Source organism: Vibrio sp. 10N.261.51.C6 (assembly GCF_041471785.1).
GTDB classification, from domain to species: Bacteria; Pseudomonadota; Gammaproteobacteria; order Enterobacterales; family Vibrionaceae; genus Vibrio; species Vibrio crassostreae_C.
Map to the genome: position 1 here is coordinate 74,758 of NZ_JBFRPB010000008.1, position 13,420 is coordinate 88,177.

General features: G+C 45.4%; 9 protein-coding genes and 1 pseudogene. 2 read left to right on the plus strand and 8 right to left on the minus strand.

The features are described 5' to 3' along the window. Positions 1-103: 103 nt before the first annotated feature. Positions 104-4,027, minus strand: coding sequence for a phosphoribosylformylglycinamidine synthase (purL, locus tag AB4375_RS01850; RefSeq protein ID WP_372050918.1), 3,924 nt, complete (start codon positions 4,025-4,027; stop codon positions 104-106). Positions 4,028-4,356: 329 nt separating this feature from the next. On the opposite strand from purL, the gene mltF reads away from it, so the two are divergent. Both mltF and AB4375_RS01860 read left to right on the plus strand, forming a co-directional pair. Then, positions 4,357-5,925 (plus strand): membrane-bound lytic murein transglycosylase MltF, encoded by a 1,569-nt coding sequence (gene mltF / locus AB4375_RS01855; RefSeq protein ID WP_017068540.1) that lies wholly within the window; start codon positions 4,357-4,359, stop codon positions 5,923-5,925. A 316-nt stretch (positions 5,926-6,241) separates the two neighbouring features. After that, the gene (locus tag AB4375_RS01860) at positions 6,242-6,373 is read left to right on the plus strand and encodes a hypothetical protein (RefSeq protein ID WP_017059878.1); all 132 of its coding nucleotides are present in this window, start codon (positions 6,242-6,244) and stop codon (positions 6,371-6,373) included. A gap of 61 nt (positions 6,374-6,434) precedes the next feature. Here the strand turns inward: AB4375_RS01860 and tadA are convergent, their stop codons facing one another. The 7 genes and pseudogenes from tadA to AB4375_RS01895 all read right to left on the minus strand — a co-directional run bounded on the left by tadA (position 6,435) and on the right by AB4375_RS01895 (position 13,379). Next, entirely contained in the window at positions 6,435-7,040 is a 606-nt protein-coding gene (tadA, locus tag AB4375_RS01865) for a tRNA adenosine(34) deaminase TadA (RefSeq protein WP_032545688.1), read from the minus strand. An 86-nt stretch (positions 7,041-7,126) separates the two neighbouring features. Further along, positions 7,127-8,415, minus strand: a pseudogene (locus AB4375_RS01870) (hemolysin family protein). 198 nt (positions 8,416-8,613) lie between these two features. Further along, complete coding sequence (locus tag AB4375_RS01875) at positions 8,614-10,176, minus strand: AbgT family transporter (RefSeq protein ID WP_372050920.1); 1,563 nt, start codon at positions 10,174-10,176, stop codon at positions 8,614-8,616. Between the two features lie 298 nt (positions 10,177-10,474). Beyond that, the gene (locus AB4375_RS01880; RefSeq protein WP_017062783.1) at positions 10,475-10,924 is read right to left on the minus strand and encodes a prepilin-type N-terminal cleavage/methylation domain-containing protein; all 450 of its coding nucleotides are present in this window, start codon (positions 10,922-10,924) and stop codon (positions 10,475-10,477) included. Continuing rightward, positions 10,914-12,215, minus strand: coding sequence for a hypothetical protein (locus tag AB4375_RS01885; protein ID WP_372050922.1), 1,302 nt, complete (start codon positions 12,213-12,215; stop codon positions 10,914-10,916). Before AB4375_RS01885 ends, AB4375_RS01880 begins: the two co-directional genes overlap by 11 nt. Further along, entirely contained in the window at positions 12,212-12,847 is a 636-nt protein-coding gene (locus AB4375_RS01890; RefSeq protein ID WP_372050923.1) for a pilus assembly protein PilW, read from the minus strand. The genes AB4375_RS01885 and AB4375_RS01890 overlap by 4 nt, the downstream gene beginning before the upstream one ends. After that, a complete protein-coding gene (locus tag AB4375_RS01895) occupies positions 12,834-13,379 on the minus strand; it encodes a GspH/FimT family pseudopilin (protein WP_372050924.1) in 546 nt (181 codons plus the stop codon). Before AB4375_RS01895 ends, AB4375_RS01890 begins: the two co-directional genes overlap by 14 nt. Positions 13,380-13,420 lie beyond the last annotated feature (41 nt).

Here is a 13,420-nt window from a genome sequence, read left to right on the forward strand (position 1 = left end):
TATACGGTGATCCCTACACCACACTCACCACCAAAAAAAGCGCAGACCTTTCGATCTGCGCTTGTGGTTATTGTCCCGATAACACTGTTTAAATCGTTTTCAATTAACTCACGTTCTTACGTGCGTTTTGGAACATACGCATCCAAGCGCCATTCTCGCCCCAACCTTCCGGAGACCAAGAGTTTGCAACCGTACGGAATACACGCTCTGGGTGAGGCATCATAATTGTCACGCGGCCGTCAGTCGTTGTTAAACCTGTGATAGCGTTTGGCGAACCATTCGGGTTATTCGGGTATTGCTGCGTTTGGTTACCGTTGTTATCAACGTAACGTAGAGCAACCGTACCTGAGTTTTCAATCGCGTTTAGGTGGTCGTTATCACGTACTTCTACGCGGCCTTCACCGTGAGAAACAGCGATTGGCATACGAGAACCTTCCATGCCGTTGAAGAATACAGAATCTGACTTCTGAACTTCTACTAGGCTGAAACGTGCTTCAAAGCGCTCAGATTCGTTGCGAACGAAACGTGGCCAGTACTCCGCACCTGGGATAAGTTCACGTAGATTCGACAGCATCTGACAACCGTTACACACACCTAGAGAGAAGGTATCTTCACGCTTGAAGAAGTTTTCAAACTGGTCACGAGTAGAGTCATTAAACAAAACCGACTTCGCCCAACCTTCACCAGCACCTAGTACATCACCGTAAGAGAAGCCACCACATGCCACAAGGCCGTTGTATTCTTCTAGTACCGCTTGACCTGTTAGGATGTCGCTCATGTGAATATCAGTTGCTTCGAAGCCTGCACGGTCGAATGCTGCTGCCATTTCAACGTGAGAGTTAACACCCTGCTCACGTAGAATCGCCATCTTAGGCTTAGCACCTGTGTTGATGAACGGTGCTGCGATGTCTTCGTTTACGTCAAAGCTCAGTTTCACGTTCAGACCTGGGTCCGAGTTGTCTTTCTTCGCTTCATGTTCTTGGTCAGCACATACTGGGTTATCACGCAGACCTTGCATCTTGTGCGTTGTCTCAGCCCAGATAGTACGTAGTTCAGTACGGTTACGCTGGATTACAACGTCTGCGCCTGACTTAATCACTAACTCATCAGATGCTTCCCCTTCACCAACAACGCTGCCAATGACATGTGAACATGTTTCTAGGCCGTTTTCTGCAAGAGTAGAAAGAACCGCGTCTAGGTCATCGTTACGTACTTGGATTACCGCACCCAGTTCTTCATTGAATAGTGCCGCAAGCGTATCTTCGCCCAACGCCGCAATATCAGCGTTAACACCACAGTGACCTGCGAACGCCATTTCTGCTAGGGTTACGAATAGACCACCATCGCCTTTATCGTGGTAAGCCACAACTTGGTCGTTCGCTACAAGTTCTTGAACGCCTTCGTAGAAACCTTTTAGTTGCGCTGCGTTGTCTACGTCTGCTGGTTTATCACCAAGCTGCTTGTAAACTTGCGCCAGTGCCGTTGCACCTAGACGGTTTTTACCGTTACCTAGGTCGATAAGAACTAGGCTTGTATTACCTAGTCCTTCAAGGTTATCAGGGGTGCGCAGTTGAGGAGTGATTGTCTTACGAACATCTTCAACACGTGCAAACGCAGTGATAACAAGAGATAGCGGAGACGTTACTTCTTTCTGCTCGCCATTCTCTTCCCACTTGGTCTTCATCGACATTGAGTCTTTACCCACTGGGATAGTTAGACCCAGAGCTGGACATAGTTCTTCACCAACCGCTTTAACCGCTTCGTAAAGACCTGCATCTTCACCTGGGTGACCTGCTGGAGACATCCAGTTAGCCGACAGTTTAATGTGTTTGATATCGCCGATGTTGGTCGCTGCGATGTTAGTAATTGCTTCACCAACCGCTAGACGAGCCGATGCGCCGAAGTCTAGAAGTGCCACTGGCGTACGCTCACCAAGAGACATAGCCTCACCGTGGTAAGAGTCGTAGCTTGCCGCTGTTACTGCGCAGTTAGCAACAGGAACCTGCCATGGACCAACCATTTGGTCACGAGCTACAAGGCCTGTTACCGAGCGGTCACCGATGGTGATAAGGAATGTTTTCTCAGCGACTGTTGGCAAGCGAAGAACACGGTCAACCGCTTCGTTCATCTCGATGCCAGAACGGTCAATCGCAGGGTTGTTCGCTTTTAGCGTTTTCGCGTCACGGTGCATCTTAGGTGTTTTACCTAATAGGATGTCCATTGGCATGTCGATTGGCGTGTTGTCGAAGTGTGAATCTTCTAATTTCAGATCACGTTCTTCAGTTGCTTTACCAACCACTGCGTACGGTGCACGTTCACGCTTACAAATCGCGTCGAACGTTGCCATGTCTTTATCAGCAACCGCCATTACATAACGCTCTTGAGATTCGTTACACCAGATCTCAAGTGGGCTCATGCCCGGCTCATCGTTTGGCACGTCACGTAGATTAAAGATACCGCCACGCTCGCCATCGTCGACTAGCTCAGGAAGAGCATTCGAGATACCGCCCGCGCCCACATCGTGGATAAATGCGATTGGGTTCGCATCACCAAGCTGCCAACAACGGTCGATAACTTCCTGACAACGACGCTCCATCTCTGGGTTTTCACGTTGTACAGAAGCGAAATCAAGATCTTCAGAAGAAGAACCAGAATCCATTGAAGATGCCGCACCGCCGCCAAGGCCGATGTTCATCGCAGGACCACCTAGAACGATTAGGCTTGCACCTACCGGGATCTCTTTCTTCTGAACGTGCTCATCACGGATGTTGCCAAGACCACCAGCTAGCATGATTGGTTTGTGGTAACCACGCACTTCTTCACCTGCGTGAGAGTTTACTTTCTCTTCGTAAGTACGGAAGTAGCCAAGTAGGTTTGGACGACCAAATTCGTTGTTGAATGCCGCGCCACCAAGAGGACCTTCAAGCATGATATCCAGAGCAGTAACGATACGGCTTGGCTTACCAAAGTCAGTTTCCCAAGGTTGAACGAAGTTCGGGATCTTAAGGTTAGATACAGAGAAAGCAACAAGACCCGCTTTTGGCTTACCACCAATACCGGTTGCGCCTTCATCACGGATTTCACCGCCTGAACCTGTCGATGCGCCTGGCCACGGTGAGATTGCCGTTGGGTGGTTGTGCGTTTCAACTTTCATCAAGATGTGTGTTTTTTCTTGGTGGTAGCTGTACTGGCGAGTTTCTGGATCTGGGAAGAAACGACCAACTTCAGAACCTGTCATTACCGCTGCGTTATCTTTATAAGCAGACAGAACATGTTCTGGTGTCGTTTCAAAGGTGTTCTTAATCATCTTGAACAATGATTTTTCTTGCTTAACGCCATCGATAGTCCAATCAGCGTTAAAGATCTTATGACGACAGTGCTCTGAGTTCGCTTGTGCAAACATCATTAGTTCGATGTCCGTCGGGTTACGACCTAGCTTCTCAGTGAAGCTTTCAAGAAGGTAATCAATCTCATCTTCTGCAAGTGCAAGACCTAGGGTAACGTTTGCTTTTTCAAGCGCTTTACGTCCACCAGTTAGTAGGTCAACTTCCGCATAAGGAGCAGGCTCAGCAACGGTAAATAGTGCCGCCGCTGATTCGAAGTCAGTGAAAACCACTTCCATCATACGGTCGTGCAGGATTGCTTTCAGCTCAACAAGTTGAAGTTCAGAAAGTTCAGCAGAGGTTTCAATGTAGAAAGCAGTACCGCGCTCTAGACGTGACACTTTAGCCAGTCCGCAGTTGTGTGCGATATCTGTTGATTTTGAAGACCAAGGCGAGATAGTGCCTGGGCGTGGCGTTGCAAGCAGCAGTAAACCTTCAGGTTCATGCTCTTCAATCGTTGGACCGTAAGTCAGTAGCTTTTCTAGCTTCTCAACTTCAGACTCATCTAGGTCTGCCGTTAGATCAGCAAAGTGGGCAAACTCAGCGTAAATACCTGTTACAGGTAAGCTTAATTCACGACAAAGCTCTAAAAGCTTGTTAACACGAAACTCAGATAGAGCTGGGGAGCCACGCAAAATTCTCATGTGCTTACGTCTCTTATGCAGTTGATTAAGGTAGTATTGGAATAAATTCAGTGGGTTAAAGGAAAAACCTAACTGTTTTCTTCGAAGCTATTCCCGAAGGTTTAAAAACCTATGCCGATCCCACCTCTTCAATGCGAGCGCATTATAAAGCATTTCTTTTTGTGACGTAACACCAAAAGCAACCGTTTGCGTGATTTTTTTTATCTTTCTGCGTAAATGGTACTTTTGCTGCATTTATCACCACTTTTACAACTGTTTAATTAAACCTGCTTTGCCAGCCTTGCGGGGTTTGGTATAAAGGAGCTTCCACTTTTCGAGATTTCATTTTGATGCCTAAATTTACGCTCATCTTTTCGTCTAAGTTCCTTCTGCTCGCCATCGCCCTATTTGGGTTGGCTGGATGCCAGATTGAATCTGAACCTAAAAGTGTCCTTGAGCAGATACGAGATCGTGGCGTTCTTCGTGTCGGCACCCTAAATAACCAACTCTCTTATTACATCGGTCCTGATGGTCCTGCTGGCTTGGATTACGAATTAGCTCGTGAATTTGCGCAGGAGCTTGGTGTAAAGCTTGAGGTTAAACCCGCTTACCGTTTGTCTGGCTTGTTCCCTGCACTGCAGAAAGGCGAAATCGATCTTATCGCGACCGGCTTAACGCAAAACAACAAACTGACACGAGCTTATCGCGCCGCACCTGCTTATTACTACGTAAGCCAACAGGTCGTATACAAAAAAGGCCAGTGGCGACCGAGAAACCTTGAACAACTGATCAATTTCGAGAATGAGCGTCAGGTTGACTTTGTAAAAGCACAAGCTGAATCAGAAGCTGCGGTATCAAGCGAGACGCTGACGCCCTCTTTGGTTGTGGTGAAAGACTCGCACTTTGAACCAACACTCAAACTGCTGCAGAAAACGCACGATGACTTCATCTATGACGCGGTTGGCAATGCAGACATCAATGACCTGCTAAAAGAAGTATCAACAGGCGAACGTTTATTCACAGTAGCCGACTCTATCGAGCTATCACTGGCGCAACGTTTGTACCCAGATGTTGCCTTGGCATTTGAGCTGACAGAAGACCAACCTATCTCTTGGTACCTAAATAGATCGGAAGATGAAAGCCTGTATGCTTTGCTGATTGAGTTCTTCGGTAACCTAAAACAGTCTGGTGAACTGGCTTCACTAGAAGAGAAATACATCGGCCACATCGGCACTTTTGACTACGTTGATACTCGTGCCTTTATCCGCGCACTGGACAGCAAGTTGCCAAAATGGTCGCCGCTATTTCAAAGGTACTCTCAAGAATTTGATTGGCGCTTGATTGCCGCTTTGGCCTACCAAGAATCACACTGGAACCCTGTTGCGCGCTCACCAACGGGTGTTCGTGGCATGATGATGTTGACACTGCCCACCGCGAAGAGTGTTGGGGTAACCAACCGTCTCGACCCGAACCAGTCGGTACAAGGCGGTGTTGAGTACCTGCGTCGTATCGTGAACCGAGTACCAGATTCAATCACTCAACACGAAAAGATCTGGTTTGCACTTGCTTCATACAATGTCGGTTACGGGCACATGATGGACGCGCGTCGCCTCACGAAGGCACAAGGAGGAGATCCTGATGCTTGGGGCGATGTGAAAGACAGATTGCCTCTGTTAAGACAGAAGAAGTACTACAGCCAAACTCGATATGGGTATGCGCGTGGTGATGAAGCGAGAAACTACGTTGAAAACATTCGCCGTTATTACCAAAGCATTATTGGCCATGTAAATAAGCGCAATAAAGAACAAGAAGCGACCCTTGAAGGTTTGGTGGTGATCCCACCTTTAGAAACCTCAGGTGCTGAATCGAGTATCAGCGCAGCTCAGTCGACAGTAAGCAGTTCTGAGCCTTCACAGTAAAACCCAAAAGAGCAATGCCATCTAGCATTGCTCTTTTTTATTGTCTTTTTTCGACTCTTCTTTCGTCACTAAGGGATAAGGGAAGCAGGCAAGAAAATGATGATGAGATCTAGAGTGTCATATTGCAGTAACAATCGAACCTTATAACGGCACACCACAATCAAGATTATGCTCTGTTGCACTGCAATGCTGGCTTTAGACTAGAACTGCTCTTCTATTTAAGCCAAGCGTGCGACAGGCCAAACAAACGAATAACACTATAATTAAATCGTTAGTCCAAACTAAAAAGTCAGACGACAAATAGGAAATCATTGAAATGATGAAGAAACTGAAATCGAAACGCCTTGATAAGACCGTTGCTGCAAACCGTCGTAAGCGTATGCTTTCAAATAATAAGAAGAAGATCATTTGGCGCAATCGCGCTTTCATGCAGATGATTGCTGAGTAAATGTAGTTACTCAGTCAGTTTGCTTGGCACTCTTGCGATAGAGAGTGCCGAAAGTACGCTGCTATTTCTTATTGCCAGCCTTCATCTCTGCTTCTAAACGCTGCTCTTCCAACAGACGTTCTTGCTTTCGCTTCTCTTTTATCTCTTTTCTACGACGCTTGAAAAACGCTTGTAATTGCTCACGGCACTCTTCCTCTAACAAACCATGTTCAACGTCGGCATAGTGGTATGAGGCCTGGCTTTCAAACAAATTCAACACTGTACCTGCAGCGCCTGCTTTTAAGTCTGGAGCACCAAACACAATGCGCTTTACTCGGCTGTGTAGCAAGGCACCTGCGCACATTGGGCAAGGCTCTAGCGTAACGTATAAAGTGGTATCGAGTAGCCGATAGTTTTCTAAGGTTTGACCGGCTTTACGCAAGGTTTCAATTTCTGCGTGTGCCGTAGCATCGTGGCTGCCAATCGAACGGTTCCATCCTTCAGAGATAATCTGCCCATCTTTCACTAATACCGCACCCACTGGAACCTCTCCCTCGCTCTCTGCTTGCTTAGCTACCTCAATGGCGCGTCGCATGAAGATTTCATCTTGAGGGGTGAATTGATGGTCTGACAAAGGGAACTCCAGAAAACAAAGGATAAAAACGAAAATAGGTATGCGGTGAAGCATACCTAATCTTAGAGATAATGAACAATAAAGAGGTAATAGACAACAAGAGACAATGAACCATTGCCGCTTGCTGGTTGGTCGAACTGTTAGCTATTAGCGTCTTCTGTGTCACCGGCTATTGGCGTCGCTTTGATGCTCACAATACGGTTATTCTCAACAGAGATAATTTCAAACTGCCACTGCTGGTATTGAACAACTTCGCCTGCATCCGGTAAGCGCCCTATTAACCAAGTCACAAGGCCATTCAACGTTTGGAAGCTCTCGCTTTCGCCCTCAAAATCCGATAGCTCTAAACGGTTCTTCAGTTCACTGATAGGAATCAATCCATCCACCAACAAACCGTCTTCCACTTGCTCGGTCCAAAGATCGTTCGGATTATTCGATAGCTCGCCAGCAATCGCCTCAAGAATCTCGTAATTAGTCACAAGACCTTGAACATCGCCATACTCGTCGACAATGAATGCCATCTCGGTGCCCGACTCTTTAAAGTAGCCAAGTAGACGCAGAGCTTTCATCGATTCTGGAACATAGATCGGCGAGCGAGACAGCCCCATGATCACTTGAATGCTTAGATTGCCCGCCTGATTCAGCAAGGCTTTGGCTGACACTGTACCCACCACTTTATTGAGGTGATCTTGGCACAATGGAAACACACTGTGTTTTGATGAACGCAGTTTCTTTAATATCTGCTCAACGGGTTGGTCGACATCCAGAAAGTCGATGTCTCGACGCGGAGTCATCATGAGCTCACAAGACGATCATCAAGCTGCAAGATATTACGAATCATCTCTTGTTCGCCGCGTTCAATCACACCCGATTCTGAGCCCTCTTTCACAAGTGCATGGATATCATCTTCGGTAACGCTATCTTCTTCACCGCCTCGGCCCATCAACTTAAGAATACCTTCCGTTGAAGCCGACAACGCAAACACAAACGGCGTCGCGATTTTAGATAACCAGAAGATTGGCAGCGCGACTAACACAGCAATGTTTTCAGCTTGAGACTGAGCAAAACGCTTTGGTACCAACTCACCGACAACGATAGCGAAATAAGTAATACCTACCACCACAACCGCAGTAGACAAGATGTTCGCTTGTGTTGGGTCTAGTCCCCACAGTTCAAGTTGAACGGCTAGTGGAGCCGATAGCGTCGCCTCACCCACAATCCCGCTGAGTAGGCCGATTACCGTGATACCGATTTGGATTGTAGAGAGGAAGCGGGTTGGGTTTTCTTTGAGATCAAGAGCAACCTGAGCGGAGCGGTGTTTTTCGGCTAAGCGTTTCAGCCGACTATTTTTTGCTGCTACCAATGCAATCTCAGACATGGCAAACAGACCATTTAAAACAATTAACCCTACTAAAAGCAGAATTTTCATGTGGCTTGGATTTCCTAAATTTACCGGCCAACAATTAGCCGTAATCCGGAGTATAAGCTGAGTGCCTTTATTTTGAATATAAAAAGTTTTGGATATAAAAACCTTGGATATAAAAAACGGAAAAAATAGCGAAAAAAAGCCCGCACATTTCGGTGCGGGCTTAGCAATGAATAAAGCTTAGTTTTGCTTAGTTCAATCTTACATTGTGTAAGTGTAAGGTGCTTGGATACCTAGTGGGATACCAAGAGCCCAGTAAGCTAGCAAGAAGATAGACCAACCGATTAACATCGCAATCGAGAATGGCATCATTAGAGAAGCTAGAGTACCGATACCTGTCGACTTAACATAGCGCTGACAGTAAACAACAACCAGTGGGAAGAACACCATTAGTGGAGAGATGATGTTAGACACTGAGTCACCTACACGGTAAGCCGCTTGAGATAGCTCAGGAGAGATACCCACAACCATTAGCATTGGAACTAGGATTGGACCGATAAGAGCCCACTTAGCTGAAGCAGAACCAACAAGAAGGTTAACTGCAGCCGTTAGTAGAATCATACCAACAACCGTTGCTTCACCTGGAAGATCCATCGCTTTCAAGCCTTCAGCACCGTAAAGTGCCAGCATAGTACCGATGTTTGATTGAGCGAATGCAGATAGGAACTGAGCACAGAAGAACGACATTACAATGTATGCGCCCATCGTTGCCATTGTCTCAGACATCGCTTTGATAACATCGTTACTATTCTTGAAAGTACCCGCTACACGGCCGTAAACGATACCTGGGATGATGAACAGGATGAAGATCAGAGGAACGATAGACTTCATAACTGGTGCAGAGAATGCTGTTAGCTCACCTTCGGGAGAACGCAGTGCAGAGTTCTCAGGGATTAGAGCCGCAACAAGCAGACCAATACCAGCAACCATTGCCCAACCTGCGTATTTGAATGCTTTTGATTCGATTGCAGTGAACGTACCTAGATCAGGTGCTTCTTCAGCATCTTCATCAACTGGCGTGTTCGCTAGGCGAGGTTCGATGATCTTCTCAGTTACGTACCAACCGATAGCAACAATAAGAACTGAAGATAGGCCAGTAAAGAAGATGTTCGCTAGAGGGTTAATCACGTATTCAGGGTCAAGAACGTTTGCCGCTGTTTGCGTGAAGCCAGCTAGTAGCGGGTCGATACCTGAAGGAATGAAGTTCGCAGAGAAACCACCTGATACACCAGCAAATGCTGCTGCAATACCCGCTAGAGGGTGACGACCCGCAGCGTGGAAGATGATACCGCCAAGAGGGATTACTAGAACGTAACCTGCATCAGCTGCTGTGTGAGACACGATAGCAACCAAGATTAGCATTGGCGTAAGTAGCTTCGCTGGCGTGAAGTTCAGCATCTTCTTAAGGCCAGTAGTAATGAAGCCTGAAGAGTCAGCAACGCCAACACCTAGCATAGCAACAAGTACGATGCCTAGAGGTGCGAAGCCTGTGAACGTAGTAACCATATTCGCTAGGAAGCTAGCAAGCGCTTCACCAGTCAGTAGGTTATTTACTTCTAGAGCAGCACCCGTTTGAGGGTTGATTAAGTCGAATGAAAGATTCGATAAAAGTGCAGATGCTACCCATACAATAACTAGAGCCCAGAAGAACAGGATTGCTGGATCTGGAATTTTGTTGCCGGCGCGTTCAATGAAGTTTAGAAAGCGGTCCATACCACTGATCTTCTCAGTCGATGGTGCTTTTTTTACGGCTTGGTTACTCATTGTAACTCCATATGTGATGTTGTTTTGTTTAGGCCTAATATAAGTTTTGACCACGGCCTATTGGTACAGCACATATTCTATTAAAGTCGTTGTTAAAAAGCACAAGATTCCACCTAATTTTCCATAAATGGAGACATATTTTGCAAAAATACCATACAACCACAACAATATGAAAACATAAAAAACACCATTCCATATACAGAGCTTTAACTAGCACGTAAACAATGTCCGAGGAGTGAAAATTATCAGTAAAAGGGGTAGCATGAGCCTTGGCATGCAGTAAACGTTTGCTTGAGGGTCAATCAAACTCACTGTATTTGGAGAGCATAGTTTCGAGGTAAATACTTTGTGCGTGGTTCATACGATCTTGCCATGCAATTGTGACAGTAATGCTTTTTAATGCGCTAGACAGAGCACCGTTTGCATTAGTCACTTCACAAGTCATGGCATAGGCAGACCCCGACAAACCGGATAAAGGATCTGAACTTGCTGTGTTGAGACAATGACTCGCCTGATTTAGTTCTGAAAAAGGAATTAAACCTACCGCCCCACTCGCATTAGACGCCCGAGTTCGATAATACTCCATCTGCCTTTCAGCAAAATGCAACGCCTCTACGCTGTGGAGCGCAAAATCCGATTTTTGCTCAGCGTAGACCTGCAATTTAACCAGCCCTAGTGAGGCAACGCCAATCAACAGAAAAGAGATAAGAACCTCTATCAAGCTAAAACCTGAGTTCTTAGAAATCATTCCATGATCCTCGCTTCCACTTCGCTTTTAAAGGAGTGCTATGAGGGTTGTATTCACCGGTATAATCCAAATTGATTGAACCCTGAATTGTCGATAACCCACCAACGGAATCAAAGAACATCCCTCCTTTAGGGAAAAAAGAAGCAAATCCAATATAAACCGAATTACTCTGTACTAAATCAGTAATAGGAATTGTATCTGGAACTTTAGCCCACAAACCACTCAGTAGGTCGGTATCAGTATCGGGAGAGTTAGTGTTATCGAATACGGTCATATCATTTAGATGATAAAAAGCCCCGTCAAATACGCTCGCGTTACCATTCGCAACGATGCCGTCCTGAATCACTAAAGAGCGAGGCGTAATAACCCCTGGGATAGGTTCAACTACATTAATCGCAGGTGAATAAACGACGCAATCACCTATAACCCATACCTTATTCTCCCCACTTGAAAAGGCATCATTAATGGCTTTGCTACACTTATTTCCTTCATATTCACCATCAACCAAGTCAATATGCTTAGGGGGGACAACTGTCCGATCAATAAGGTCTATAACATGATAATCAAGCTTAATTTGGTCAATGTTCTCTGACGTCTTTGGCACGCCAAAATAATTAGAGAACGTATCGATATCCGGATCGAATTTGAAATCTGATTGAAAAGAGTTTGAAGGCAGCGCCCCAACGGAGTCGATGGTTGCATCATTGCTAATATTGGTGGTTTGCTGGCAAGACTCAAACGTAGAAAAAGGAGGTGACTCTGGAGTAATGGTCTTCAAACGTCCTCCTCCCTTTTGCTTATAGATAACACTATCTAAAAATCGAACCGATACACACTCGTTAATACCATCAACAGCAGTAAGAGCAATATCAGGATTAATATCGATATTGTGATCAGAAATAAATTCTAAACTCGAATTGGTTTGCATTACTCCTAATCCCGAAGCGTCTACAAAACTAATCTCTTTGTTCAGCGATAAAGACTCAGAACTCGACACCAATATATTTGGCGTGAGTGCTTCTGATCCCAACGTAACGACTTTCGACTGCTGACAATAATCCATTAAATCATTGGGAATAGCTGTCAGATCATTTTCAGCGATGTAAGTGAAGCCACACTCCAAGCCACCTTCTGCTAACCAGTGGGCTTTGCGTGCCTGAACTTCATTTTGTGCTCGCTTGATTTGATAGAAAAGAACCTTAAAATTCCCGAAAGAAGCGATTAATGCTCCGATAAGAAGAACACTAACTAACAACAGAGTGATAAATCCTCCCTGCTTATATCGTTTCATTGCCAGTTCCTCTGAACAACGGAAGTTCTCACTTTATGACTAACATCGGCATTTACTAAAGAGGCCTTTAACTCAATGTCTACTTTTTGAGAAACCGAAGCTCCTGTAGAAAGCTCTTCAGTCTCAAAAAATAAAGCATCAACTTGAATTTGACGATCAAAGAACACACTTTGACACTTCATTGAAACTGCGCCACTAGCCGTCCCAAGTGGTTTTTCATTAATTGCCAAGAGCCCACCGGATTCTCCCAAGCAGTAATTGAGCTTGTTTTCTTTAAACTGATAGACAATGTTTCGATACGCCGACGATGCACCATCCTGCAAATAAGCAAAACCAATATACGCCTCATCAACGCTTACCTGATTAACATAAATTGTATTTGTAGCTCCCGATAACTTAATCGATTTCCCCGAATCTGAATCATAACCAGCGCGCCAAATTTCCTCCTTCATCATTTGAGTGGCAGAGAATAAGTTTTGTGATAACAAAAGCTCTAAGCTATTTTCTGAAGAGATTCGTTGATTAGTAATGAATATCGAACCTATAGTCCCAATTGCGATGATTCCAATAACTGAAGCCACCATCATTTCGACGAGTGTGCTGCCCTTAATATACGAGTTAACAGATCTCATAACCGTGGTGACCTATACTGTTACGTCCATTTTCATTGGGATCGCTACTACAAATCCTAATCCTCCCCGAAACGTTCGATGCCTTTATTGACAACACCTCCGTTAATTTACTGGTAGATGCTATCGAAATATTGCCATTGCTGAAGCGGCCTCTGACACCCTCGATCGATATTGAATTGTGATTGAAAAAATTAAAGGACACTTCTATATCCTGATAAGGAGAACCATCCAACAGCATAAGAACATTTGTAGGGTCATAAGATGCAGAACTACTTAAAACCAAATCCCAATTACCGTCAGAGTTATTAACAGCCCCAGAGTTGCCGGATACTAAAAAGAACAAATACACGTCTTGGTTCCGAGTTATGGCTTCTGACCTCGCTGCAATTAAGAAGCCATGAACCTCGGGGGCAAGCCTCTTGATTTTCGTTGAAGCTAGCACTGAACTAAAACTCGGGGCAGCCGTCGCTATCAGTATCGACAGTACCGATACCGTTATTAACAGCTCTAACAAAGTAAACCCGCGAGTCATTTCCCAAATTCCTATGTAACTCAATGCGTAACCGCATTTAA